This window comes from Clostridium beijerinckii HUN142 (assembly GCF_000621745.1).
In the GTDB taxonomy this organism is placed as follows: Bacteria; Bacillota; Clostridia; order Clostridiales; family Clostridiaceae; genus Clostridium; species Clostridium beijerinckii_A.
The window spans coordinates 298007-323540 of the sequence record NZ_KK211336.1; the positions used below are offsets into that span (position 1 = coordinate 298007).

Sequence of the window (25534 nt, forward strand, 5' to 3'; positions counted from 1 at the left end):
TTAGAATTTTAAAGCTAGTTATATCAATGTTTAAAAGGTATGCTTTTTAACATTACCATTATTAAATTTCTATATATTTCTACCCATCATTTCTGCTTGAACGATATAATTAGTAGATAACACATCTCCTTTATTTAATACGCCTGGAACAATTAGCGTTCCGACATCTGTCCATTGTTGGTAAGCATTAATTCGCTTATACGTGCTGATAATACCATCAAATGCAGATTCATCCTTTTCTTCTCCACAAACTATAAGCATGCTTTCTTTAATGTTTATTTTCTTTTGTCCAATGATAAATGAATACATTTTATCTATTACCCCTTTGAGATTAGAAGGGAATGTATACCAATATAATGGAGTCGCAAAAACAATCACATCTGCTTTTTCTATTTCAGGAGCGAGAGTGTTAAAGTCATCATCAAATGAGCAAGGAGTTCCTTTACTGAAGCAAGTGTCACAGGCAATACATCCTTTTATATTTTTCTTCCCAACTTCATATTTGACTACTTCATGACCTGATTGTATTGCTCCTTTAATAAATGCTTCAGACAATAGATAACTATTACCTCCAACTCTTGCACTACCAATCAACACTAAAATATTTTTTTTCATAATTAACCACCCTTTCAAAATTAATGCTATTGACAACAATCAAAGTATAATTTAGAATTTGGTGTTAGTAAAGTACGCACATAAAGGTAACGTACTAACCTGAAGGGAAGTGTAAAGATGGCTATAGAAGAGTGTTTTCTAACTGGTATAGATATAAAAGATACTGATTTTGGATATACATTATCCATTATAAATGGTAAATATAAAATGATTATTATGTATTGGCTTGCTGAATATAAAAAAGTTATGAGGTTTAATGAGCTACAAAGAGCCATTGGAACAATCTCTTGCAAAACTTTAAGTAAAACGCTTAAAGAAATGGAGGATGCGCAATTAATAATACGTGAAGAATATCCTCAGATTCCACCAAAAGTTGAATATAGTTTGTCTGAACGCGGGAAATCACTGATTCCTATTTTAGATTTGATGTGTGCTTGGGGTGGGAAAAATCGTCTATAGGCATCTATTTGATCTATAATTTTCTTTAATATGCTGCAAATTTCTAATGAAAAACCCATATGATAGATATGTTTTATCATTCTTTAAAGTTATAATCAAAAAATGCTCCTTTTATTTTATTGTAGTTTGTAAAACTTTTACTAAACCATCCTTCACAAAGCAATTAATATAGCATATTAACTTATATATTTACTTAGGTTTTATTATTGACTTGAAGTTAACTCTAGGTGATATAATATCAAGTAAATAGGTTAATATAACCAATATATTTATGGAATTGCGAGAAAGGCGATGATAATATGGTAAATGTTACGCTAGGAAGAACTGGGATAGTAGTAAATAGAAATGGATTTGGTGCTCTCCCTGTTCAGCGTGTCTCTAACGAAGAAGCAGTAAAATTGTTGAGGAAAGCTTACGATAATGGTATTAATTTTTTTGACTCAGCAAGAAGTTATACTGACAGCGAGTGTAAAATTGGTCTTGCTTTAAGTGATGTTAGGGATAAAATAATTATTGCAACGAAAACACCATCAACTACTGTTGAAGGTTTTTGGAGTGATTTAGAAAAGAGTCTTGCTATGCTTAAAACAGATTATATAGATATTTATCAGTTCCATAATCCAAGTTTTTGTCCTAAACCTAATGATGGAACTGGTCTATATGAGGCTATGCTAGAAGCAAAAAGACAAGGAAAGATTCGTTTCATAGGAATTACAAATCATAGATTACCAGTGGCTATAGAAGCTGTTGAATCAGGTCTTTATGATACATTACAGTTCCCATTTAGCTATCTTGCTGATAAAAAGGATGAAGATCTAGTAAATTTATGTAAAGAGAAGAATGTTGGCTATATCTGCATGAAGGCATTATCAGGCGGGCTTATAACAAGAAGTGATGCAGCTTACGCATACCTTTCTCAATTTGATAATACTTTACCTATCTGGGGAGTTCAAAGAGAAAATGAATTAGATGAATTTATCTCGTATATAGACAATCCCCCTGCAATGACAGAGGAAATTAAAGAATTCATTGAAAATGAGAGAAAAGAGCTTGTAGGTGAGTTTTGTCGTGGATGCGGATATTGCATGCCATGTCCAGCAGGCATAGAAATTAATAATTGTGCAAGAATGTCCTTACTTCTTCGTAGATCTCCAACTGAGGGGCATCTTTCAGAGGAAGGCCAGGCTAAAATGAAAAAGATTGAAGATTGTATAGAGTGTGGTAACTGTAAGGCTCATTGTCCTTATGGCCTTGATACTCCAAATCTTTTAAAAAGAAACTATGAGGATTATAAAACATTTCTAAAGAATATAGGTTAAGTAATAAAAGATATAAATAAACAACTTAAACCTAGACTTATGCAATAATTCACCGAAAGTAGAAACCTTGTTATTTCACAGGACTATGAAAATTTCGCTGAAAGTGCTAAATTGCAGGTTGCACCACTAATGCTTGCTCCCAATTTCATTGTGACAAGCATTAGTGGAACAACCTATAATTAAGAACTTTTAACAGCTCATTTTCAATGCCTGCTGCATAAAAATGTTTCTGCTTTCTAGTATGGTATTTATTGCAAATTATAAATGAGATTTTTAAGTGTTTATTTATATTTTTAATAGAAGTTTAAAAACTTCCCCTAAATTCTATGAGTAGCGTCAACATAATAATTAAATATATTTATGGTGAAAGTAGAGTACATTTCTTATTTCAAGAAAGTGGACTCTATTTATTTTTCTATTTTTATAGAGCTTCCACATAGCTTTTTAGCATATCTATAAACACTAGTGCTCCTTTTGAGGGGATTATACCTTTTTGCATCACATATGAGAATGGGCGAGTGTAAGTTTGTTTGGTTTTTAAAGTGGAAATTTCGTTATTTCTTAAGGAATTCTCAATTACAAGTGAAGAAATAAAGGTTATTCCTAAATTGTTTTTTACAGCTTCTTTTACAGAATAATTACTTCCAAAAACAATGATATTTTTAGCATTAATATTATTATTTGATAAGAAAAGATTCAAATATTGTCTAGTACCAGATCCTATCTCTCTACTAATCCAAGTCTGATTTTGTAAATCCTCAGCTGAAAAATAGTTATTAACTAAGTAGTGATTGTAAGGAACAGCAACTTCCATTTTGTCAGTATAAAATTTTTCAATCGTAAAGTGGGAAGGAGGAACAGTGCCCTCAACTAGAGCAATGTCAACTTGAAAATTCTTAACTTTTTCACATATGTTATGCGTGTTTTCGATTGTCACTTCTAATTCTAACTCAGGATAGGCTTTTGCGAATTTTCCTAAAAAGGCTGGTAGTAAGTATTCTCCTATAGTAAAACTAGCCCCTATATGCAGTTGACCTTTTACAATATCCCCATAACCTAATAGATCATTTTTAGTATCATTTAATAGCTTAATCATTTGTTTTGAACGCTCATAAAGTAAATACCCAGATTGAGTTATATTTATATTTTTTTGTTTTATTGAACGTTGAATTAAAGTTGTATTAAAATACTCCTCAAGGTGCTTAATATGTAAACTTACACTAGGTTGGGATAGATTAATGGATTCAGCAGCTTTTGTGAAGTTTTTATGTTCAACAACTGCTATAAAAGTTTTTAATTCATCAAGCATGGGATCATCCTTTCTTAATCATTAATATTCTTAATCATTATTATAGAATATATATATTTTACTTATGATTATACACCTAATATACTAAAAATAGAAAAAGAAGTACTTCATATTCAGATAAATATTTTAGAAGGTGATATGAATGAGTTTAAATATAATTAAAGATAAGGAATTATCAAGAGGAATGGATAAGGTTTTAGAGGTTTTACCAGGAGTTATAATATGTACAATAATCGCATTTATTGCAAAGTATTTAAGTAATTATGTACCTAGCATAGGGGCAGCATCTTTAGCAATATTCATTGGAATGGCAGCAGGAAATACATTTTGCAATAGAAAAATATATGAAAAGGGATCAAAATTCGCAGAAAGTGAACTATTGTCATATTCTATAGTTCTGTTAGGAGGAACATTGGGAATTCAAACTATATTAAAATTAGGGTTTTCAGGAATATCATTTATAGTATTTCAAATGAGTATTACTATAGCACTTGTAATTTTAATTGGAAAAAGATTTAAATTCTCAGAGAATTTTAGTTTTTTAATGGCAAGTGGAAATGCAGTTTGTGGATCTTCAGCCATAGCAGCTACTGCGCCAGTAATAGGAGCGGGGGATAGTGAAAAAGGCATAGCAATAACTATAGTAAATGTTACAGGAACGGTATTAATGCTTGTTCTTCCATTTATAGCTAAAGTGATATTTTCATTAGAAACAATAAAGACCTCTGCTTTAATAGGAGGAATACTTCAATCTGTAGGACAAGTTGTTGGTAGTGGAAGTCTAGTAAATGAACAAGTTAAGGATTTATCTACAATATTTAAAATAGTAAGAATAATATTTTTAGTTGTTGTTGTATTAATATTAGGAAAAATGAAAAATAAATCTAGTAGAGAAGAAAGGGGAAAATTAAATTCAAGAATAAAAATACCCTGGTATGTGTTGGCCTTTTTCCTTATGTGCTTAGCATTTACTGCTGGAGTTTTTCCAATGAATATTTCTAATATATTTAAATTAATAAGTAGCAACTTTGAAGTAATTGCTCTTGCTGGAATAGGGATGAGAGTGAATTTTAGACAGCTTATAAAAATAGGAAAGAAAGCCGCACTTTATGCCTTAGCAATCGCCTTAATCCAAATAGTTTCAGCAATTTCACTTATCACAGTATTTTTATAAAATGCTATGCTTTAATATAGTGTTGAAATGTAGCGTTATAAAAATTATAGGTGGGATTGCCCACCTGTGATACTCAATATAAGAACATTGTTTATCAGTTTCTGTGAAAAGTTCTTTTTGAAATATATTCTACAGTGGCAAATACTGCAACCAATATTAAACATTCAAATTCTAATAAGGCAATACTTATAGAATAATTTAATATTAGAAATATTATAGCAAGTATCAATGTGCATACTCCTGAAATACTCCATATTAAACCACATTTTGTATTAGTCAAAGCTAATGGTTCTGAAGCTTTAGAAAAAGAAGTCTTTTTATCATCTGAAAAGCCAGTAAAAAGCATTGCCATAGGCATAATTAAATCTAATATATTGTCTATTTTTTTATATAAATTGCATTGATATAAATGTCCTACGAAAATCATTATTACTGGAATACTTATGTTGCAAGTCAATGTTAGTATATTCATACGAAACCTCCATATATCTTTTTGGCTAATTCATAAATTAATATTTTATATTAATTCCCATCTACCTTAGCTATTCTGGTCATATCTTCAAATAATATCTTTTCATCTATTGGACCTATTAACGTCTTCACCCTTGCAGAAGCTACAGCACCTCTAAAACTTCCTATTGAGTAAGATTTTATTCTACTATAATATTGATTTCCTGCTTCTATAGCTCTTTCCTTTAATTCAGGATCATTAGGAGATTTACTCAATTCTAAAAGAAGTTTATAATAAATCTTTTTATAAGGATTAGATTCCCACATCGTAAAAACTACTTGAAATATAACAACTGCAATAGTTGCAATACATGCTATTAATACTTGTATTCCCATATATACTCTCCATTCTATAAATACGAAATAATTAACTATTGTTCATTAGATTACAATTTTTTTAACAACACTTATTATAACATAATTTACAAAATATCACACATGTCGTACATATAATGGCTATGTATTTTTTAATCATGACTTCAACTGATTTTTTGATATTATAATAAGAGCATAACCATCCGTGTTTACGGATAGTTATGCTCTTATATCTATAGATTAACGAAAACGAGGGAAAAGTTCTTTCGCTGTTTCACACATTATCTTATGTTTTTCATCTTCGTTAAATCCTGAGTAATTGTTGAATTGCTCGATGCTTTCAGTTACACCTTTCTCATAGCGTAGTGGAAAATCAGTACCGAACAGAATATGTGATGCTCCTACCAATTCTCTAAGTGTAGAAAATACACTTGGTGAGGTTGAAAGTGCTAAATCATAATACAAACTTTTCAAGGATGCAAGAACTTCGTCGCTAGACAAGCTACTTGCTTTGTTTTCTTGGGCAACAGTACTCAAACGATACGCTATATATGGAATGGTTCCTCCTGCATGAGAAACGATCCATTTTATATTAGGATATTTTTGAATCTTGCCTCTGTAAATAAGGTCCATCATGGCCCTGGTTGTATCAAAAGGAAATTCATAAATAGACATATCTTTTACGAACAATGACTCATTAGCACCTGCAGGCTTGGTGGGATGAAGTAGTACAACAGCAGATCTTCTGTTTAGTTCTGCTAGTATTTCATCCATACGGTCATCGCCTATATAAATCCCTTTAGTGTTGCTTGGAATAGAGAATCCATCTACCTTCAGCGTTCCATATGCATAATCTATCTCTTTTAATGCGTCGTCTACAAATTCTGTAGGAAGACAAGCAAGCATTCCATATTTCTTTGGATTATAAGCTACAAACTGAGCCATAAAGTTGTTCATTTGCCTTGTAATTTCAGGACTTGCTGACACAGGTAGCGAAAGTAATGCTCCTGTTATTCCAATCCTATTCATTGCCTCTTCATCTATTTTCATATCCCATGGTGGCAATAAAGCAGCATTAGGATTATTTTTTCCAATAACATGATGATGTATATCAATAAAACTCATATATATTTCCTCCTTATATGTTAGCTAACTGTGCGCCTTGTCTCCAAACCGCTTCAATTGATAATGTGTCTGAAATATTAGTTGTTGGATCACCTTTCACCAATAGCAGATCAGCACGAGCACCATTTACGATACGACCGCGGTCGTTCATGCCAAATCGGCGTGCTGGAACCGAAGTAGCAGCTCTAAGAGCCTCAATCGGAGTTAATCCAGCCTTAACTAGTAATTGCAATTCATGATGTAAACTAGCACCATGAACCATACCACCAACTGATGCAACTGAAGGATCACTACCAGCCAAAATATCAACGCCTGCATCAAAGAGTGCCTTCACTGATGCTAATAGATATTCTGTCTTCCCCTGTGGCCAAGATGCGATGTGCTTATTCAGGGCATTTAGCCATTCTTCACTCAATTTGGAGCGTACACGCTCATCCTTAGCAAACTCTGGGGCGTCGCTGTCGCCTATTGTAGAAGCGCCGGCAACAATGGTTGGACATACAAATGCACCAGAACTTACAATAGTATCAATAATTTTTTTAGTATGTGGTTTGTCAATGAAAATGTGCATTAATCCATCCATTCCTCCATTAATGGCGCGTTCAGTAGCTTTTAATGACATTGCATGTGCCACAGCCATTTTGCCAAAACGGTGCGCTTCACTGCAGGCAGCTGCAATCACTTCATCTGTTAAATCAGGTGTATCAGGATGGGCGAATACTGTTCCATCCTCCACCATAATTTTAATATAGTCAGCTCCTTGTGCTACGCGTTCTGCAACAATATCTGCTGCCTCTTCAGGTGTTGATGCAGTCTTTTTAGGAGGTAACCCTATCTTTTCCATCATTGCTTTCTGCTGAGCTAGCACTGCTGGTGGCAATAGTTCATTTGGATGTCCGTTTGGTGCTGTAACCGCAAAGAACGTAACAAGAGTATCCGCCAAATCTTTTCGGCTCTTGATGGCCTTAATCTGCTCTTCACTAAAATATCCCTGCATCTGACATGTAGTAGTAACTCCGAAGGTTAAGTCCATCTTTAAGGAATCCATATTTGGATGTGAGTGTGCATCTATTAAACCTGGCAACAAAGTGCAACCTTTGGCATCGATAATCTCAGCATCATCAGGTGCATGTCCACCAATATTAATAATCTTTTCTCCTTTGATTGTAACGGATTGCTTTTCAATTACTCGCTCACCATCAAAGATTTTTGCATTGATAATGAATGTGATTTTTTCTTTACTCATGTTAATTACCTCTTTTCAATAATATTTTTTAAACCATGCGTAGTTTCTACGAGTATTCATATTAAGCTTTGCTGTAATTTTAAATATAAATGTATCATCTAAATAGTTTGATTACTGAAAGCTGTTTGAAAATTTTAATCATAACACTTTTTCCTTAACAGTGTTAAGTTTATATTCACACTTTAACACCGTTAAGGATGCTTGTCAATAATTTTGAGAAAATAATTTAACACTGTTAATGTGAATGGTTTTGTGCTATTATAAAAGAAAACTTTTATGAGGCGAGAATATGAAAAATAATTTGGAAATAAACGATAAACAAAATAAAATTATTGAAGCCGCACTTGAACTTCTAAACGAAAAAGGATATAACGAGTTATCGCTACGCGATATTGCAAAAAAATTAGATGTTAAAGCTCCTGCTATTTATTGGCACTTTAAAAATAAAGCTATGCTCTTGGATTATATGGCGGAGTACATATTGCAAAAAGAACTTGTAGATTTTGAACCACGGAAAGATGAGCAGACGTGGCAAGATTGGCTGACATATAATATTTGCTTGTTTCGTAAAGCTATGCTTTCATATCGTGACGGTGGGCGAGTAGTTGCTGGTGCACATCTTTTTCCTGCCGTTACCTTAGCAAAGTTTATGGAATATTCACTAGTATCACTTTGCAGTAGTGGAATGGATATAAAAACAGCAACAAGTGTTATGATTACTTCTATTCGCTATACATTTGGTTACGTTATTGAGGAACAGTCGGATAAGTACAGTGATAAAGCTCCCGAGGATAATATATTAAATAGTGGGAATTTCCCAAACCTTATGGAAGTGATGAAAATTGGGGATACAGAAGATACCGCCTTTAAACTAGGACTCGAGCTTATCGTTGTTGGTGGCAGTGAAGTTATGTCAAAAAAGACTATTATTGAAACAATATAATTTAAAATTTAAAAAAATTAAGAGATGATAAATTGTGAGTTAATTCACAACTTATCAGCTCTTTGTCAAGCGATCAGCGCTTCAATTACTAATACTATTTAAAGTAAATATACTTGCATTAACATACTTTTTGATACATTTTTATTCAGCTAATATCGTATTGATAAAAAGTTCCAACAAAGTTGCAATATCAATTTATTATTAATCATTAATCATAACATCTCTAAATTATTTGTAATTTAGCACTTTCAGCGAAATTTTCATAGTCCTGAGAAATAACTTCCGGTGGGGTATGTATAAATAAATTTTTGGATTTTTAACACGATTTAAGCGTTTATTCTATAATATATAATATAGTGTAGTTGAAATATTATTTCTCCTTATTAAATAAATTTCACCACGAACTTAGAATGATTTATTAATTTTAGTAAATCATTCTTATTTTAATTTCTGAAGCATATGGTCTGTGATATGAACATACAATAATTACAAAACAAAGACTATTTTATAATTATTCATATATAGATAATTGAACTAAGACGTGAACTTATGCATATAATTCGCCGAAATGAATAACATACTTTTGTTCCGATTTCTGGGTAATTTTAAGGCTATAAAGTTGCACCCAAAGTGCTATTCTCAAAGGACAAGCTTTGAACTAGCACATTTGGAACAACTTATATCCAAAGAATCACATCCATCAAAATTACCAATGAAACATTCCATATTATGACCCTTGTGGTTACAAAAGTATATTACCCATTTCTAGTTGGGATATATTTCATAGTATAAATCTAACTTATAATTGGCTTATCATTATGAATACATTTACAAAGTTTATAAAAATTTAAGTTTATATCTTCACTAGAAATCATAAATATATTTGTGGAGAAAACATTTGAAAATGAGCTGTTAAAGGTTCTTAGCTGTAGGTTGTTCCATTTTAGCTTGTGAAGTGAGAGTCCAAAATTTTATTTTGGGTTCTCGAACTTCCTCAGCGAATGTAATGAGTCGAGCTTCACTAGGAAAGTTGGAGCATGCTAAAGTGGATACAACCTGCCGCTTAGAACCTTCAGCGATATTTTCATAGTTTTTCGGAATCAAAATATTTATGATTTCGGTAAGTTACTACATAAATTTTGGGTATCTATAATTAACCTATTGTTTTTTAGGATGAAACTTAATCGAACTTGTTTTTATCGGTAAATAATGCTTATTTGAAGCAATAGGAAATTCTGAATCTTTATAAAGAGTTTCCTGTATAAGATGAAATTGATTTTCTGGCGAAATTGGATACGTTTTAGCAGCAAAGTTTCCAGAAGTTGAATACTTTATTTCAACTAGTATATCACTAGATATTTCGTAAATATCCTTTTCTAGAAATTCTAAAATCATATCCTCATTGTTTAAATCAAGATTAAATTTTGAAATAGTTTCAATTGGCAATAAAGTAAACGTATAAGCTATAGCTTGACCTTCAGATTTATACCATCTATCTATTAATACCACAGCAGCAGTTTTCTTTACAAGAATTTGATTAAAATAGTCAGTAGATGGCTCTATTCTTAATTGAATTTTAACTTCATCAATGACATCATTTATGCACTTGTATACGGGGTGTCCCATTGTTTCTAAACCAAGATCTTTTTTAGGTTTAGATTTTACTATAAAATTTCCCTTACCTCTTATATTATTTACTAATCCATCATCTTGTAGTAGTGCAAGTGCCTGTCTTAGCGTAGTTCTACTAACACCAATTAATTTAGATAGTTCAGGTTCAGAGGGTAATCTACTTCCTTCTGGAAAAGTACCTTCATTTATCATTTTAAAAAGTTGATTATATACACTTACATATCTTAATTCTTTTGGCTTTTCAACTATATCAAATTCATCATTCATAAAAATATCACCTTTCTACAGATATAACCCTGTCTAGACAAGTATACATATTGAATTACAAATTTTCAACTGAAATATTTGTTTTATACTTAATTATAACGTCAATTAAACAATATTGGCAATTAAATTATTAGAGTTATTTTGCGAGTAGCATGTCCTTCTAAAGGCTTGTACTAACAGGCTTTTGCTATAGTTTTAAAATTGAATGAATTTTCGGAATTTACCATGAATAAAATGCTTGACATGAAATAACAGACATGCTATTCTTTGAGTACAAACAATAATACAACTTAATAGACAAGTATTAAGGATGTCCAACATTTTTTAACGTAATGTTGAAACCGTATTCTAAAAGCGAATCGTGAAATAAATGGAGGTATTATAATGAATTATTCACAAGGTTCTGGGAAACAATATCATATAGATGTGAGAGAAGGAGATGTAGGTAAATACGTAATATTACCAGGGGATCCAAAGAGATGTAAAAAGATTGCTGCATACTTTGATGATCCAAAATTAATTGCTGATAATAGAGAGTATGTTACTTACACTGGATTTTTAGATGGTGTAAAAGTAAGTGTTACTTCAACAGGAATTGGCGGACCATCAGCTGCTATAGCATTAGAAGAATTAGTAAATTGCGGGGCGGATACTTTCGTAAGAGTTGGTACATGTGGCGGAATGGACATAAATGTTAAAGGTGGCGATGTAGTTATTGCTACTGGTGCAATTAGAGCAGAAGGTACTAGTAAAGAATATGCGCCAATCGAATTTCCAGCTATTGCAAACTTTGATGTTGCAAGCATACTTGTGCAAGCGTCAAAAGATTTAAATAAAAATTATCATGTTGGAGTAGTTCAATGTAAAGATTCATTTTATGGTCAACATTCGCCAGAAACTAAGCCAGTAAGTTATGATCTTTTAAACAAGTGGGATGCATGGATGAAATGTGGATGCCTTGCTTCTGAAATGGAATCAGCAGCTTTATTTGTAGTAGGAAGCTATTTAAAAGTAAGAGTAGGTTCAGTATTTTTAGTTGTTGCGAATCAAGAACGTGAAAAGGCAGGACTTGAAAATCTACAAGTGCATGATACAGAAACAGCTATAGAAGTTGCAATTGAGGGAATTAGAAAATTAATAAAAGCTGACAAAGAGAGAGAAACTAAGTAAGAAAGTGTTTGATCTTTCGGAAAGGAATATGAAATGAAAGAGTATGAAGATATTTTAGAAAGAGCTTTTAAAGCTATGGAAAATGCATATTCTCCTTATTCAAATTATAAGGTTGGCTCTTGTGTTGTTACTAAAGATAATAAATATTTTATAGGAGCAAACATTGAAAATGCATCTTATGGTTTAACAAATTGTGCAGAGAGAAATGCAATCTTTCAAGCATATTCAAATGGATATCGTAAAGAGGATGTAAAAGCAATTGCCATTGTAAGTGATGGAAATACGCTAGCAACTCCTTGTGGTGCATGCAGGCAAGTTTTAGTGGAATTATTAGAAAAACATACTCCAATAGTTTTGTCTAATAAAAAAACTGAAAAAATTACAGATATCGAAGAATTATTACCAATGTCATTTACAGAAGAAGATCTAAAATAATAAAAATTTAATTTTGGAATAAGTATTAAATATAAAATGAAATATAAACTTAATTGGTTTTGAAAGGATGGAGTTATGAAGAAATATAATAGAATTTTCACAATAGTAATAGATTCACTTGGAATTGGAGAAATGAATGATTCAAAAGAGTATGGTGATGTTAATGTAGATACACTTAAGCATATATCAGAGTCAGTAGATGAATTTAAAATTCCAAACTTACAAAGATTAGGATTAGCTAATTTACATCCAATCAAACATGTTGAAGCAGTTGAAAAACCTTTAGCTCATTTTATGAAAATGAAGGAAGCAAGTGTTGGAAAAGATACAATGACTGGTCACTGGGAAATGATGGGGTTAAAAATAGAGACACCATTCCAAACATTTACTGATACAGGTTTTCCACAAGAGCTATTAGATGAACTTGAAAAAAGAACAGGTCATAAAATAGTTGGAAATAAAAGTGCCAGTGGAACAGAAATATTAGATGAACTTGGCGAACATCAAATAAAAACAGGAGATATGATCGTTTATACTTCAGCTGATTCTGTTTTACAAATATGTGGTCATGAAGAAACTTTTGGTTTAGATGAACTTTATCGTTGCTGTGAAATTGCAAGAGAATTAACTCTTAAAGATGAATGGAAAGTTGGAAGAGTTATTGCAAGACCATATTTAGGAATGAAAAAAGGTGAATTCAAACGTACAAGTAATAGACATGATTATGCTTTAAAACCATATGGAGCTACTGCATTAAATGTATTAAAAGATAATGGATTTGCTTCAATATCTGTTGGAAAAATAAATGATATATTTGATGGTGAAGGTATAACAGAATCAAATAAATCAAAAAGTTCTGTTCATGGAATGGAACAAACTTTAGAAATAATGGATAAAGAATTTAAAGGATCGTGCTTTGTTAACTTAGTAGACTTTGATGCTTTATGGGGACACAGAAGAAATCCAGTTGGTTATGCTGAAGAATTAGAAAAGTTTGATGTTAATTTAGGAAAAGTATTAGATAAATTAAAAGAAGATGATTTATTAATAATTACAGCAGACCATGGTAATGATCCAACTTATAAAGGATCAGATCATACACGTGAACATGTTCCTTTCTTAGCTTATTCTCCATCTATGACTGAAAGTGGATTAATGGAAACAAGCGATAGTTTTGCAGCAATTGGTGCTACAATAGCAGAAAACTTTGGAGTAAAGATGCCTGAGAATACAATTGGTGAATCAGTACTAAGCAAGTTAGTATAGTATTACAGGAAGGATATTTAACTAATGATGAGTACAGTTAATACGCTAAAGGAAAAATCACTTAAAGTTCTTCTTATAAATATTTTAATAGCGTTAGTTGGAGTTTCCCTTGTTGGATTTGGAATTGCATTTAATTCAGCTGCAATGCTTGGAAATGATGCAGTTGCAATTCTATATGATGGAGTTCGTAGTGTAAGTGGCCTTCCACAAAGTGAACTTGGAATGACAACAAATGTGGTAAATTACGCAATAATAATATTATCGTTATTAATTAACAGAAAGTATATAAATATAGGAACATTTATATATACTATTCCAATGGGAACCTTCGTTGGAATAGGTTCAAAGTTTTATGAATATATGAATTTGCCTAATGTTTTAGAGTGGAGAATATTAAGTTCTGTATGTGGATCCTTAATGCTGTTTACAGGATTAGGAATCTTTATAGCAATAAATATTGGATTAGATCCTTTTACAAGTTTAGCTATGATATTAAAAGACAAAATGAAATCTCAATATAGAACGGCAAAGATAATTTGTGATGTTACATCGCTTATAATTGGTTTTATACTAGGAGGAAAAGCAGGGGCTGTAACGGTTATTGCAGCCCTAATAGGAGGGCCTTGTATACAATTTACATCAGAGCTATTTAAAAAGTCAGTTCTAATGAAGATTAAAATAGGTGAAAAGAACATTTTACAATATTAAAAACAAGATTTTGGAGGACAGAAATATGACAAATGTACCAACTCCCCATAATGGGGCAAAGCTAGGAGAAATAGCAAAAACAGTATTAATGCCAGGAGACCCTTTAAGAGCTAAATTTATTGCAGAAAATTTTCTTGAAGATGTTACTCAATTTAATACAGTAAGAAATATGCTTGGATATACTGGAACTTATAAAGGAAAACGTGTCTCAGTTATGGGAGGCGGCATGGGAATGCCATCTATAGGTATTTATAGCTATGAATTATTTAATTTCTATGGTGTAGATAATATTATTAGAATTGGAACAGCAGGAAGTATATCTGAGAAATTGCACTTACGTGATGTTGTAATCGGTTTAGGTGCATCTACTAATTCTAATTACGCACACCAATATAGTCTGCCAGGAACTTTTGCGCCTATTGCAAGTTTTGATTTAGTTAGCAGTGCAGTTGAAGCAGCAAAAGAAAACAATATAAATGTTGTTGTAGGAAACATATTATCTTCTGACACTTTCTATAGCGCTGATAAAACAGCAACAGAAAAGTGGAAGAGCATGGGAATTTTAGCTATAGAAATGGAGGCAGCTGCACTTTATATGAATGCTGCAGAAGCAGGAAAGAATGCGCTATGTTTACTTACAATTTCAGACTCAGTATTAACAGGAGAATCACTTTCAGCAGAAGATAGACAATTAAGTTTTACAGAAATGATGAAAATTGCTCTTGAAATAGCAAAATAATAAAGTTTATAGGAGGAAGTATCATGAAAAAAGTAATTGCATTATTAATGACAACAATGATTATGGGAACTATGGCTGGTTGCGGATCAAGTGGAAACAAGACAACTGATAAAGGAACTACAGGTGATAATAAGGAATTTAAAGTTGCAATGGTAACTGATACAGGTGGTGTAAATGACCAATCTTTCAATCAATCTTCATGGGAAGGATTGCAGAATTTTGAAAAGAATAATGCTGGAGGTAAAGTAAGCTATCTTGAATCTAAGCAAGAATCAGATTATGCTACAAATCTAGATAAAGCTGTTGATGCTGGTAATAAAGTAGTTTGGGGTATTGGTTTTGCAATGTCAGATGCAATAACAAAGGCAGCAAAAGCAAATCCAGATGTTAGTTATGCTATAGTTGATAATTCATATGGAGATGATACTCCAGCTAATGTTACAGGCGTTATGTTTAATGCACAAGAACCTTCATTTATGGTAGGTTATGCAGCTGCTAAAACAACAAAAACAGGTAAAGTTGGGTTTGTTGGTGGTATAAAAAGTGGAATTATAGATCAATTCCAATATGGATACCAAGCTGGTGTTCAATATGCAGCAAAAGAATTAGGTAAAGATATTACTGTAGATGTTCAATATGCTGAAAGTTTCTCTGACGCATCAAAGGGTAAAGCAATTGCAAACAAGATGTTCTCTTCTGGATGCGATATCGTATTCCATGCAGCAGGTGGAGTTGGTGTAGGTGTAATTGAAGCAGCTAAAGAAGCAAATAAATTTGCAATAGGTGTTGACCGTGATCAAGCATATTTAGCTCCTGATAATGTATTAACATCAGCATTAAAACTTGCAAGTGTTGCGGTTGAAAATGTTTCTAAAGAAGCTATGAGTGGAAACAAAATTGGTGGTAAAACTTATACTTATGGATTAAAAGAAAATGCTGTAGGAATTCCAACTGAAAACAAAAATATGGATTCAGCAGTATATAAAGCAACTATGGAAGTTCAAGACAAGATTAAAGCTGGTACAATAGTTCCACCTTACAATGAACAAACTTACAATGACTTTTTAAAAAAATAATAATTTAAACTTAAAGTAGATAATAACTATTAAGACAGTAGTGGAGGTAGGCTTTGCTGGTAACTTAACGGTTTGCCGGCAAAGCCTTATATAATAGAGGAGGATTAGGTATGGAAATTAGCAAACAATATGCAGTACAAATGCGTGGGATTACAAAAACGTTTGGCTCGTTCTGTGCTTTAGATAATATCAACCTTGATATTAAAAAAGGTACAATTCATGCACTACTAGGAGAAAATGGTGCAGGCAAAAGTACACTTATGAATATCCTTTATGGATTGTATCAAGCTGATCAAGGTGAAATATATCTTAATGGTGAAAAGATAAATATTAAAAATCCTAATATAGCTATTGAAAATGGAATAGGAATGGTTCATCAACACTTTATGTTAGTTGAAAATTTTACAGTAACACAAAATATAGTGTTAGGTAGTGAAATTACAAAAAAATGTGGAATATTAGACATGAAAAAAGCCCGAGAAGAAATATTAAACATTGTTAAAAAGTATGGATTAGATGTAGATCCAGATGCAAAAATTGAAGATATTTCAGTAGGTATGCAGCAGCGTATTGAGATATTAAAAGCTTTATATCGTGGAGCTGATTTATTAATATTGGACGAGCCGACAGCGGTTCTTACTCCACAAGAAATTCAAGATTTAATAGGCATCATGCATAACCTTATTGCTGATGGAAAAACAATAATTATAATTACACACAAATTAAAAGAAATAAAGGAGTCTTCTGATGTTTGTACAATAATACGTAGAGGAAAATATATAGATACAGTAAATGTTAAGGAAGTAACAAGAGAAGATCTTGCAACAATGATGGTAGGTCATGCAGTCAAGTTAATCGTTGACAAAGAAGCTGCAAAACCAGATGAGGTTGTTTTTGAAATAGATAATTTAACTGTAAAAGATGAAAGAAAATTAGATGCAGTTAAAGATTTATCACTTAAAGTACGTAAAGGTGAAATCGTTGGTATTGCAGGAATTGATGGCAATGGACAAAAAGAATTAATTGAAGCTATAACTTGTCTTGCTAAATCCGAAAAAGGTACCATTAAAATAAATGGAGTAGAGATACAAAATACTACAGTGGAAAACGTTATCAAAAATAAAGTTTCAACAATACATGAAGACAGGCAAAAACGTGGGCTTGTATTAGATTTTAGTGTTGCTGAAAATATGGTAATAGAAAAATATAAAAGTGATCCATATTGTAAGAATGGATTATTGGTTAAAGATAAAATTATGGCTCATACTAAGGAGCTTATAAATCAGTATGATATAAGGCCTGATAACTGTGAATCATCACCTATCAGAGGGCTATCAGGAGGAAATCAGCAGAAAGTTATAATTGCAAGAGAAGTATATAATGATCCAGACTTATTAATTGCAGTGCAGCCAACTCGTGGACTTGATGTAGGAGCAATTGAATATGTTCATAAAACATTAATAAGAGAAAGGGATAAAGGAAAAGCTGTTCTTTTAATTTCATTAGAACTTGATGAAGTTATGAATGTTTCTGATACTATAGCTGTAATTTCGGAAGGAACTATTGTAGGTACTTTTAAACAAGGTGAAGTTGATGAAAATACAATAGGCTTGCTAATGGCGGGAGGTAAACATAGTGAAGATAGTAGTAAAAATTCTTAAAAAACCAGTTACTTCAACATTCATTGCAATATTCTGTGGATTTATTGTTGCATCAATAGTACTAGGTGTTGCTGGCTATAATCCTATAGATGCTTTTAGTGCACTTTTTGGAGGTATTTTTTCAAAACCTAAATATATATCTAATACAATTATTAAGGCCACTCCTATTATTTTAACTGGGTTAAGTGTAGCATTTGCTTTTAAAACAGGTTTATTTAATATTGGAGCAGAAGGTCAATATATAGTAGGTACAATTGCATCAACTATAGTTGGAATTAAATTAAATTTACCAGCAGTATTAGAAATTCCTTTAGTAATTTTAGCTGGTGTAGCTGCTGGAGCAGTGTTTGGTGGAATTGTCGGAATTCTTAAGGCGAAATTCGGAATACACGAAGTTATAACCAGTATAATGCTAAATTGGATTGCATTATATTTATCTAATTTCGTTGTATCAACAGATGTATTTCACCAGCCAGATTCAACAAGTACTTATATGATTAATGAATCTGGATTTACTACTATACTTGGCAATTGGAAGACTTCTGATGCTGGAATGGAATTTCTTTCTCATCACAAATGGTTATCAGAAGTTTTGCTAAAAACAGATGTTAATATTGGAATTATTGTTGCTATTATAATGGCTGTAGTTATATCAATTTTGTTATATAAATCAGCAAAAGGATATGAATTACGTGCAGTTGGATTAAATAAAGATGCAGCAGAATTTGCTGGAATAAATGTTAATCGTAATATAATTCAATCAATGGTAATTGCAGGTGCATTATCAGGTCTTGCTGGAGCACTGGCTATTACAGGCACAGCACCTCATAAGTTATCAACTATGGCTGCTTTTGAGAATAACGGATTTAACGGATTATCAGTTGCATTAATTGCAGGAAGTTCACCTATTGGTTGTATCTTTGGAGGATTATTATATGGTGGATTACTATATGGAGGTCAATCTGTACAATCTGCTATAGGTGCACCATCGGAAATAATAAATATAATGATAGGTACTATTGTATTTTTCGTAGCATTAACCAAGATTGTACCTGCTTTAGCTGACAGACTTTTAAAGAGAGGTGAAAAGAATGTTAAATAGTATTGCACTATTAATAGGTATTACACTAATGTATTCAGCACCGTTAATATTTGGAGCATTAGGTGGAGTGGTTTCTGAACGTTCTGGAGTTGTAAATATCGGGATTGAAGGTATGATGACTATAGGTGCCTTTACTGGTGCGGCAGTAGGATATTATTCTGGAAATGCATGGCTTGGATTTTTAGCTGCAGGAATTGCAGGCGGAATAATGGCTTTATTACATGCAGTTGCATCTATAACATTCAATGCGGATCAGACAATATCAGGTATTGCTATAAATTTATTGGGTGCAGGTTTCTCATTATTTACATGTAGGTTATTATTTGAAGGAGCTACTATGACTAAACCAGTAGCTACTAAATTACCTAAGATATTTGGCGTAGATATTACAGTTTTTATAGCGATTTTAATTACAGTAGTTATTTGGTTTATTTTATATAAAACTAAATGGGGACTACGTATTCGTGCTGTAGGAGAGCATCCAGCAGCGGCAGATACTCTTGGAATAAGTGTAACTAGAACTCGTTATGTATGTGTTCTAATTTCTGGAATACTAGCAGGATTTGGTGGAGCATCTATGACACTTGCAATAATAGCGCAATTCACTCCAACAGCAATCAGCGGTCAAGGCTTTATTGCATTAGCAGCAGTTATTTTTGGTAAATGGACTCCACATGGTGCATATGGAGCTTGCTTATTATTTGGATTTGCTCAAGCATTAACAGTTGTATTAGGCGGTGGAAGTTTTGCTATTCCTTCACAAATACTTGCAATGCTGCCATACATTCTAACAATTGTAGTATTGATTCTTTTTGTTGGAAAATCAGTTGCACCAAAAGCTGATGGAGTTCCTTACGAAAAAGGTACTCGTTAATCTAAAAACATTGAAAGAATTTTAGTCATAATTGTGAAATGTGCATTGTGAATTGTAAAATATATAGTTATAAAATGAATTTAAGGAGTAATGAAATATGAATAGTGCTAAATATATAGATCATACAATATTAAAACCAGAAGCAACAGTAGAGGATGTAAAAAGATTATGCAGAGAAGCTAAAGAATACAATTTTGCTTCAGTTTGTGTAAATGGATGTTATTCAAAATTAGTAAGTAGTGAACTTGCAGGAAGTGAAGTAAAAACTTGTGTGGTAGTAGGATTTCCACTTGGAGCTATGACAAAGGAAGCAAAAGCATTTGAAACATCTCAAGCTATTGAAAATGGTGCGAGTGAAATAGATATGGTAATAAATGTAGGGGCACTAAAGTCTAAGGATTATAACTTTGTAAAAGAAGATATAGAAGCTGTAGTAAATGCAGCTAAAGGAAAAGCGTTAGTTAAAGTTATTATTGAAACATGTTTATTAACTGATGAGGAAAAAGTTAAGGTTTGTGAGATCGCTAAAGAAGCTAAGGCTGATTTTGTTAAGACATCAACAGGATTTTCTACTGGTGGAGCAACTAAGGCAGATATTGCTTTAATGAGAAAGACTGTTGGACCAGATTTAGGTGTAAAGGCATCAGGTGGAGTTAGAGACTTTAAAGCTGCTATGGAGATGATAAATGCTGGGGCAAGCAGAATAGGATCAAGTAACAGTATTGCCATTGTTAATGAGAGCAAATAATTTTTAGGCTGTAAGATAAATAAATGATAAAATGATAAATTGTGATAAATAGCTGGATAGAACCATGAGACAAAAAATAATTCATGGTTCTATTATTTATATTACTCTGCAAATGAAAAAAGATTTAGTAAGGAGAATAATCTAATTAAAAGAATGTGCCTATAAAACTATACTAACATCATAGGTTCAGGTAAAATTTATATTCTTAAGAATATACGAAGTTAAGAATAAAAGAATATAGGAATATAAGAATTTAACAATATAAGAATTTATAAATGAAAACATAAAACAATTTAAAAATGAACCAATAAAAAAAGGTAACAATATAAAAAGGTGTAGTAAATAGATATCTTTTAAAAAGAGAATGAAGCAAATTTAAGTTTTTGAGAAATTTGGTTTTACTGTAGAAAATGTTGTTCAGAAGGCTATGAATGTAATATTTACATAACATGATAAACATTCTCAAATCTGTAACATTATTGATAAATCCCTGTGACAGAACTGTAACAATAATTTCCTATAATTAAACCGAACAAGAGATATGCATTTAAAAAAGATGTGGAGGAGTAATAACAGAAGATAAAGAAACTGCTGTTATAGAAGCTTTCACTCCTTCAAAATAAAAAAACACGCTAACAAAATTTGGAGAGAGAATTAATATAAATTCTATACAATGAGTAAAATTTTAAGGTTAGTTATGCAAATGAATAACTAGCCTATTTAATTTAATTGGAAAAAAATAAAAAATTATATAACGACACTCTATGATGCACACTTTGTATAAAAAGGAAATGTATAGGTATATATGGTTAAAAACTAAATATTTATAATCTAAATTAGTAGTATGATAATAAAATTTATATAAATAAAAAAATATAAAAATGGCATAACTAGAAAAAATTATGTCGAAATGCTATTAAATTTTAACAATTTTTGATAAAATATAATTTAGTAAAGGTTTGAAATAAGCTGCAAATTATTATAAACTTTAAAATTTTATTGTAAAAGGGAGATGGTATACTGATGATAAAGAATCTATCCATAAAAACAAAATTGTTAATTGGCTTTATGAGTATGGTTATACTAATTGGAATAACTGGTTTCTTCGGAAAGTTTGGTCTATCAAATACTGAGAGCAGTATAGAACAAATATATTCTGATGATTTAAAAAGTATTGATGAAATACATTCGGTTAAAGAGAACTTTTTAATTGAAATTAAAATCGTTAATGATGTAGTTCTAGAACAGGATAATTCCAAGGTACAAACAGCGCTACAACAACTTGATCAAATCAAAACTAAAAATTCAGCTGTAGTTGAAGCTTTTGGTAATAGCAGCATGTCAAATGATGAGAAGAAAGAGTTTGATGATCTTAATTCTATTTTAGGAGATAAGTTTGCAACTGAAAAAGACAATCTTTTTGAGTTACTTAAAAATGGGAATTATTCAGAAGCAAAAATTAAATTATCTGAAATTAATCAAACCACAGAAATTATATCAAAACATCTTGATAACTTGGTTGAAATAAACCAAAAACAAGCAGATGAAGCTTATAGCAGTGCAAAAGAAAACTATCGCATAACAACTCATAGAATGCATGCAATTCTAATAGTAGGGATTATTTTGGCGATTGCTATAGGGACAGGATTATCAATATATATATCGATGATGATTAAAAAGGGTTTATTATTTGCAGAAGCTTTAGGAAACGGAGATTTAACATATTCAATAGAAAGTAAAAACAATGATGAATTAGGATTATTAATTAGGGCATTAAATAATGCAAAAGAAAAAATTAAATCAGTGATTGAAAATATTGTGATTCAGGCGCAAGGAGTAACAGCATCTAGTGAAGAATTATCTGCTACGTTAGAAGAATTATCAAGTAATTTTGAAAGTATAGATAAGAATACATCTGGAATAGTTGAAAACATACAAGGTATAAATTCGATTACAGAAGAGTTATCTTCCACAATGGAAGAGGTTAATTCTGGAATAACTCAGCTGGCTTCGAATTCAACTGAAAGTAGTCATCAGTCTATCGAAATTAAAGAAAGAGCTACTGAAGTAAAGGAAACTGGAATTAATTCTATGAAAGCTACAGATGAATTGTATGAAGAAAAGCAAAATAATATACTTAATGCAATAGAGCAAGGAAAAGTAGTTAGTGAAATAGGTATAATTGCACAATCAATTGCATCAATAGCAGAACAGACAAATTTGCTAGCTTTGAATGCGAATATTGAAGCTGCAAGGGCTGGAGAGCAAGGAAAAGGATTTGCAGTAGTTGCAAATGAAGTAAGGATACTTGCTGAGCAGTCAGCAGATTATGTTAAAAATATCCAAAATGTAGTTTCAAATGTTCAGGCTGCCTTTAATAATTTATCAGGCAATTCAAAGGATGTGCTGAATTTTGTTAATGAGAATGTTAAAAATGATTATGATTTATTGATTGAGACAGGGAATAAATACGAAAATGATGCTGCATATATTAGTGATTTATCACAAAATATTGCATCAATGTCACAGGAGCTAAATGCATCTACAGAAGAGATTTCTGCAGTTGTACAAACTATTGCGGAAAATATGAAAGATACTAAAAATAGTTCGGAGGAAATTAAAGCAGGCATAGATGAAACTAATAAAGCAATAGAACAAGTTGCTAGAGTAGCTCAGCATCAAGCAGAAACAGCAGAAAAATTAACTGAATCGGTTTTAAATTTTAAAATATAGATAGGTTTAACAATCCAAGTGAATCTTAGGCATAACTAAGATCACTTGGATTGTTTTATTAAATATAAAACTTTTAATCATCAAAATTATTGATATGCTGCATTTAAAATTTCAATTTTACAAATAGACTAAGCCCTCTTATAATAAAATAATCAACACCAAGGAGGGGAAAAATGAATAAAAAACTAAATACTATTTCTATAAGTGGACTAATGATAGGTCCAATTTTAGGTTCAGGTATAGTACTCTTACCACCTATTGCAATTCATATGATTGGAGATAAAGCCATTATTGCATGGATAATAACAATGCTTATGGGTATCATATTTGCTTACATATTTACAAAGATGAGTATATTAACTTTGAGTAATGAAGGGGTGAATGTGGTAATAGGTGAGAAACTTGGACAAAATTTTCGGGAATTATCTTCAAATTATTTGACAGCAGCTGTCTGCTTTGGACCTGTAGCTGTTTTATATACGGCTTCTGGATTTATTTGTAACATGTTTCCGGGAGCAAATAATTATAGAACCCTTGTCATTTTTATATTATTATTTCTCAATGTAGTTGTGCTTCTAATGGGAATAACTGCAATGGGAAAGGTTACTTTAGTACTTTCTTCACTTACTGGACTTATTCTTATTATAGGCAGTGTTTTTAATCTGTTAAAGCAAGATAATGTGACTTTTCCAAGTGGTATGCCACCAATTACAACTCTTGGTTCTACGCTTTTGCTATTATTTTGGGCAATTATAGGGTGGGAGGTAATTGGAAGTTACGTTGAAGAGGTCATGAATCCAGAGAAAACGCTTATGCGTGCTATGAAAATAAGTTTATCAGCTGTTATTTTTATATATTTATTGACTACTTTTGCTTTGCAAAATAGTGTAGGAAATCAAATTATTACAAAAGAAACAGATATCAATGTGAGTTTAATTCTTGTTCCGTTATTCGGTAACTTATCTTATATTGTTATGGGGATTGTAGCAGCAGGATTGTGTTATGCCACATTGATCATGATATTAGGTGCTGTTACAAGACAAATGGCTGCCAGAGCAGAAAATGGTATGCTTCCTGCTTTTTTAAGAAAGAAAGAAGAAGAAAAATCTCCTAAAAGGGCTTTATTAGTATTAACTATATTTCATTATATACTTATTGTTCTTATTCACTACAATTATATTACTGTAGAATGGACAGTAGGAATTGCAAATACTTTCTTTATATGCAACGCACTTCTTGGACTTATTGCTAGTCTCAAATGTATAGATGGCATCATTTTAAAAATATCAATAATATTGTTGATCATAATATTAGTTATATTACTAGCATTTTCATCATTATTAGGATGGATACTATTGGTTGTAGTGAGTCTAATGAGCATGTATAAGAGCATGCCACAATTTCAGCAGAAATTAAAAAAATAGATTTTTAAAGAAAGGTATATTACATGTTTATCATATAGCTAGCCGAAATAAGGATCATGCTGTTGTTCCAGTTTCTAAGAAATTATGATGGATGATTCTAAGATTACAAGTTGCACCCAAGATGCTAACCTCAAAGTCGAGCGCTCACAGAGAAAGTTCTGCTTACCAAATGTAAAATTTGGAGCATCACTTTTCGATTCTCACTTTTTGAACTAGCATACTTGGAACAACTTTTAATCTAAGAATCAGAACCATCAAATTTCTAATGAAACATTTCATATTATGACCCTTGTGGTTACAAAAACATAATTCTTATTTCTAGTTTGGATATATTTCATAGTATAAATCTATCTTGCAATTGTATCTATATGTACATTATTTTAATATTTCAAATTTGATTTATGGTATCAAAAAGTATAAATATAATTATTTTGAAAAAAATAATTATTGAAGTATGGGGATTAGATTCTTCTTATTAGATGAACATATTTACAAAGTTGCTAATACTTTAAGTTCGTATCTTCACTAGAAATCATAAATATATTTGTGTAGAAAACATTTGAAAATGAGCTGTTAAAGGTTCTTAGCTGTAGGTTGTTCCATTTTAGCTTGTCACACTGAAGTGGGAGCATGCTAAAGTGGATACAACCTGCTGCTTAGAACCTTCAGCGATATTTTCATAGA

Annotated in this window: 23 protein-coding genes; 16 read left to right on the forward strand and 7 right to left on the reverse strand. The window is 31.6% G+C overall.

From position 1 onward, the window contains the following. Positions 1 to 69: 69 nt before the first annotated feature. The gene (locus T483_RS0122665; protein WP_026888873.1) at positions 70 to 615 is read right to left on the reverse strand and encodes a flavodoxin family protein; all 546 of its coding nucleotides are present in this window, start codon (positions 613 to 615) and stop codon (positions 70 to 72) included. A 117-nt stretch (positions 616 to 732) separates the two neighbouring features. Here T483_RS0122665 and T483_RS0122670 point away from each other — a divergent pair, with 117 nt between their 5' ends. Both T483_RS0122670 and T483_RS0122675 read left to right on the forward strand, forming a co-directional pair. Then, positions 733 to 1074, forward strand: a complete 342-nt coding sequence (locus T483_RS0122670; protein ID WP_026888874.1) for a winged helix-turn-helix transcriptional regulator — start codon at positions 733 to 735, stop codon at positions 1072 to 1074. 299 nt (positions 1075 to 1373) lie between these two features. Further along, on the forward strand, positions 1374 to 2393 hold the full coding sequence (locus T483_RS0122675; RefSeq protein WP_026888875.1) for an aldo/keto reductase: 1020 nt from the start codon (positions 1374 to 1376) through the stop codon (positions 2391 to 2393). Positions 2394 to 2814: 421 nt separating this feature from the next. On the opposite strand, the gene T483_RS0122680 is transcribed toward T483_RS0122675, so the two are convergent. After that, positions 2815 to 3702 (reverse strand): LysR substrate-binding domain-containing protein, encoded by an 888-nt coding sequence (locus T483_RS0122680; RefSeq protein WP_026888876.1) that lies wholly within the window; start codon positions 3700 to 3702, stop codon positions 2815 to 2817. Positions 3703 to 3844: 142 nt separating this feature from the next. On the opposite strand from T483_RS0122680, the gene T483_RS0122685 reads away from it, so the two are divergent. Further along, positions 3845 to 4876: a YeiH family protein gene (locus tag T483_RS0122685; protein ID WP_035790508.1), complete on the forward strand. Its 1032-nt coding sequence runs from the start codon at positions 3845 to 3847 to the stop codon at positions 4874 to 4876. Positions 4877 to 4970: 94 nt separating this feature from the next. On the opposite strand, the gene T483_RS0122690 is transcribed toward T483_RS0122685, so the two are convergent. The 4 genes from T483_RS0122690 to T483_RS0122705 form a co-directional block, all read right to left on the reverse strand. Next, entirely contained in the window at positions 4971 to 5348 is a 378-nt protein-coding gene (locus T483_RS0122690) for a membrane protein (RefSeq protein ID WP_026888878.1), read from the reverse strand. Positions 5349 to 5398: 50 nt separating this feature from the next. Continuing rightward, a complete protein-coding gene (locus tag T483_RS0122695; RefSeq protein WP_026888879.1) occupies positions 5399 to 5722 on the reverse strand; it encodes a hypothetical protein in 324 nt (107 codons plus the stop codon). 219 nt (positions 5723 to 5941) lie between these two features. Next, positions 5942 to 6826, reverse strand: a complete 885-nt coding sequence (locus tag T483_RS0122700; RefSeq protein ID WP_026888880.1) for an amidohydrolase family protein — start codon at positions 6824 to 6826, stop codon at positions 5942 to 5944. Positions 6827 to 6839: 13 nt separating this feature from the next. Beyond that, positions 6840 to 8072 carry an amidohydrolase family protein gene (locus tag T483_RS0122705; RefSeq protein ID WP_026888881.1) on the reverse strand — a complete coding sequence of 411 codons (1233 nt, stop codon included), beginning with the start codon at positions 8070 to 8072 and terminating at the stop codon, positions 6840 to 6842. A 289-nt stretch (positions 8073 to 8361) separates the two neighbouring features. Between T483_RS0122705 and T483_RS0122710 the strand changes: the two genes are divergently transcribed. Then, the gene (locus T483_RS0122710) at positions 8362 to 9015 is read left to right on the forward strand and encodes a TetR family transcriptional regulator (protein WP_026888882.1); all 654 of its coding nucleotides are present in this window, start codon (positions 8362 to 8364) and stop codon (positions 9013 to 9015) included. Positions 9016 to 10173: 1158 nt separating this feature from the next. On the opposite strand, the gene T483_RS0122715 is transcribed toward T483_RS0122710, so the two are convergent. Beyond that, positions 10174 to 10914 carry a GntR family transcriptional regulator gene (locus T483_RS0122715; RefSeq protein WP_026888883.1) on the reverse strand — a complete coding sequence of 247 codons (741 nt, stop codon included), beginning with the start codon at positions 10912 to 10914 and terminating at the stop codon, positions 10174 to 10176. A 384-nt stretch (positions 10915 to 11298) separates the two neighbouring features. Here T483_RS0122715 and udp point away from each other — a divergent pair, with 384 nt between their 5' ends. The 12 genes from udp to T483_RS0122775 all read left to right on the forward strand — a co-directional run bounded on the left by udp (position 11299) and on the right by T483_RS0122775 (position 24850). Further along, positions 11299 to 12084 carry a uridine phosphorylase gene (gene udp, locus T483_RS0122720; RefSeq protein ID WP_026888884.1) on the forward strand — a complete coding sequence of 262 codons (786 nt, stop codon included), beginning with the start codon at positions 11299 to 11301 and terminating at the stop codon, positions 12082 to 12084. A 33-nt stretch (positions 12085 to 12117) separates the two neighbouring features. Further along, positions 12118 to 12519, forward strand: coding sequence for a cytidine deaminase (cdd, locus tag T483_RS0122725; protein ID WP_012059315.1), 402 nt, complete (start codon positions 12118 to 12120; stop codon positions 12517 to 12519). 75 nt (positions 12520 to 12594) lie between these two features. Then, on the forward strand, positions 12595 to 13785 hold the full coding sequence (locus T483_RS0122730) for a phosphopentomutase (RefSeq protein ID WP_026888885.1): 1191 nt from the start codon (positions 12595 to 12597) through the stop codon (positions 13783 to 13785). Between the two features lie 24 nt (positions 13786 to 13809). After that, positions 13810 to 14493 (forward strand): YczE/YyaS/YitT family protein, encoded by a 684-nt coding sequence (locus tag T483_RS0122735; RefSeq protein WP_026888886.1) that lies wholly within the window; start codon positions 13810 to 13812, stop codon positions 14491 to 14493. A 25-nt stretch (positions 14494 to 14518) separates the two neighbouring features. After that, positions 14519 to 15232: a purine-nucleoside phosphorylase gene (deoD, locus tag T483_RS0122740; RefSeq protein ID WP_026888887.1), complete on the forward strand. Its 714-nt coding sequence runs from the start codon at positions 14519 to 14521 to the stop codon at positions 15230 to 15232. 23 nt (positions 15233 to 15255) lie between these two features. Next, positions 15256 to 16308 carry a BMP family ABC transporter substrate-binding protein gene (locus T483_RS0122745; protein ID WP_026888888.1) on the forward strand — a complete coding sequence of 351 codons (1053 nt, stop codon included), beginning with the start codon at positions 15256 to 15258 and terminating at the stop codon, positions 16306 to 16308. A gap of 110 nt (positions 16309 to 16418) precedes the next feature. After that, positions 16419 to 17969 carry an ABC transporter ATP-binding protein gene (locus T483_RS0122750; protein WP_023974977.1) on the forward strand — a complete coding sequence of 517 codons (1551 nt, stop codon included), beginning with the start codon at positions 16419 to 16421 and terminating at the stop codon, positions 17967 to 17969. Further along, positions 17944 to 19071 (forward strand): ABC transporter permease, encoded by a 1128-nt coding sequence (locus tag T483_RS0122755; protein WP_026888889.1) that lies wholly within the window; start codon positions 17944 to 17946, stop codon positions 19069 to 19071. Before T483_RS0122750 ends, T483_RS0122755 begins: the two co-directional genes overlap by 26 nt. Then, positions 19061 to 19945 carry an ABC transporter permease gene (locus T483_RS0122760; protein ID WP_026888890.1) on the forward strand — a complete coding sequence of 295 codons (885 nt, stop codon included), beginning with the start codon at positions 19061 to 19063 and terminating at the stop codon, positions 19943 to 19945. The genes T483_RS0122755 and T483_RS0122760 overlap by 11 nt, the downstream gene beginning before the upstream one ends. 97 nt (positions 19946 to 20042) lie before the next feature. Then, entirely contained in the window at positions 20043 to 20693 is a 651-nt protein-coding gene (gene deoC, locus T483_RS0122765; RefSeq protein ID WP_026888891.1) for a deoxyribose-phosphate aldolase, read from the forward strand. Positions 20694 to 21716: 1023 nt separating this feature from the next. Next, the gene (locus tag T483_RS0122770; protein ID WP_026888892.1) at positions 21717 to 23426 is read left to right on the forward strand and encodes a methyl-accepting chemotaxis protein; all 1710 of its coding nucleotides are present in this window, start codon (positions 21717 to 21719) and stop codon (positions 23424 to 23426) included. A 173-nt stretch (positions 23427 to 23599) separates the two neighbouring features. After that, entirely contained in the window at positions 23600 to 24850 is a 1251-nt protein-coding gene (locus T483_RS0122775; protein ID WP_026888893.1) for an APC family permease, read from the forward strand. Positions 24851 to 25534 lie beyond the last annotated feature (684 nt).

Excerpts from the sequence above, each read along its gene's own strand:
- T483_RS0122685 (WP_035790508.1), top strand. The coding sequence starts at position 3,845 with ATGAGTTTAAATATAATTAAAGATAAGGAATTATCAAGAGGAATGGAT.
- T483_RS0122750 (WP_023974977.1), top strand. The coding sequence starts at position 16,419 with ATGGAAATTAGCAAACAATATGCAGTACAAATGCGTGGGATTACAAAA.
- T483_RS0122760 (WP_026888890.1), top strand. The coding sequence starts at position 19,061 with ATGTTAAATAGTATTGCACTATTAATAGGTATTACACTAATGTATTCA.
- T483_RS0122680 (WP_026888876.1), bottom strand. The coding sequence starts at position 3,702 with ATGCTTGATGAATTAAAAACTTTTATAGCAGTTGTTGAACATAAAAAC.
- T483_RS0122710 (WP_026888882.1), top strand. The coding sequence starts at position 8,362 with ATGAAAAATAATTTGGAAATAAACGATAAACAAAATAAAATTATTGAA.
- T483_RS0122735 (WP_026888886.1), top strand. The coding sequence starts at position 13,810 with ATGATGAGTACAGTTAATACGCTAAAGGAAAAATCACTTAAAGTTCTT.
- T483_RS0122730 (WP_026888885.1), top strand. The coding sequence starts at position 12,595 with ATGAAGAAATATAATAGAATTTTCACAATAGTAATAGATTCACTTGGA.
- deoC (WP_026888891.1), top strand. The coding sequence starts at position 20,043 with ATGAATAGTGCTAAATATATAGATCATACAATATTAAAACCAGAAGCA.
- T483_RS0122700 (WP_026888880.1), bottom strand. The coding sequence starts at position 6,826 with ATGAGTTTTATTGATATACATCATCATGTTATTGGAAAAAATAATCCT.
- udp (WP_026888884.1), top strand. The coding sequence starts at position 11,299 with ATGAATTATTCACAAGGTTCTGGGAAACAATATCATATAGATGTGAGA.
- deoD (WP_026888887.1), top strand. The coding sequence starts at position 14,519 with ATGACAAATGTACCAACTCCCCATAATGGGGCAAAGCTAGGAGAAATA.
- cdd (WP_012059315.1), top strand. The coding sequence starts at position 12,118 with ATGAAAGAGTATGAAGATATTTTAGAAAGAGCTTTTAAAGCTATGGAA.
- T483_RS0122770 (WP_026888892.1), top strand. The coding sequence starts at position 21,717 with ATGATAAAGAATCTATCCATAAAAACAAAATTGTTAATTGGCTTTATG.
- T483_RS0122715 (WP_026888883.1), bottom strand. The coding sequence starts at position 10,914 with ATGAATGATGAATTTGATATAGTTGAAAAGCCAAAAGAATTAAGATAT.
- T483_RS0122675 (WP_026888875.1), top strand. The coding sequence starts at position 1,374 with ATGGTAAATGTTACGCTAGGAAGAACTGGGATAGTAGTAAATAGAAAT.
- T483_RS0122690 (WP_026888878.1), bottom strand. The coding sequence starts at position 5,348 with ATGAATATACTAACATTGACTTGCAACATAAGTATTCCAGTAATAATG.
- T483_RS0122670 (WP_026888874.1), top strand. The coding sequence starts at position 733 with ATGGCTATAGAAGAGTGTTTTCTAACTGGTATAGATATAAAAGATACT.
- T483_RS0122705 (WP_026888881.1), bottom strand. The coding sequence starts at position 8,072 with ATGAGTAAAGAAAAAATCACATTCATTATCAATGCAAAAATCTTTGAT.
- T483_RS0122695 (WP_026888879.1), bottom strand. The coding sequence starts at position 5,722 with ATGGGAATACAAGTATTAATAGCATGTATTGCAACTATTGCAGTTGTT.
- T483_RS0122745 (WP_026888888.1), top strand. The coding sequence starts at position 15,256 with ATGAAAAAAGTAATTGCATTATTAATGACAACAATGATTATGGGAACT.
- T483_RS0122775 (WP_026888893.1), top strand. The coding sequence starts at position 23,600 with ATGAATAAAAAACTAAATACTATTTCTATAAGTGGACTAATGATAGGT.
- T483_RS0122665 (WP_026888873.1), bottom strand. The coding sequence starts at position 615 with ATGAAAAAAAATATTTTAGTGTTGATTGGTAGTGCAAGAGTTGGAGGT.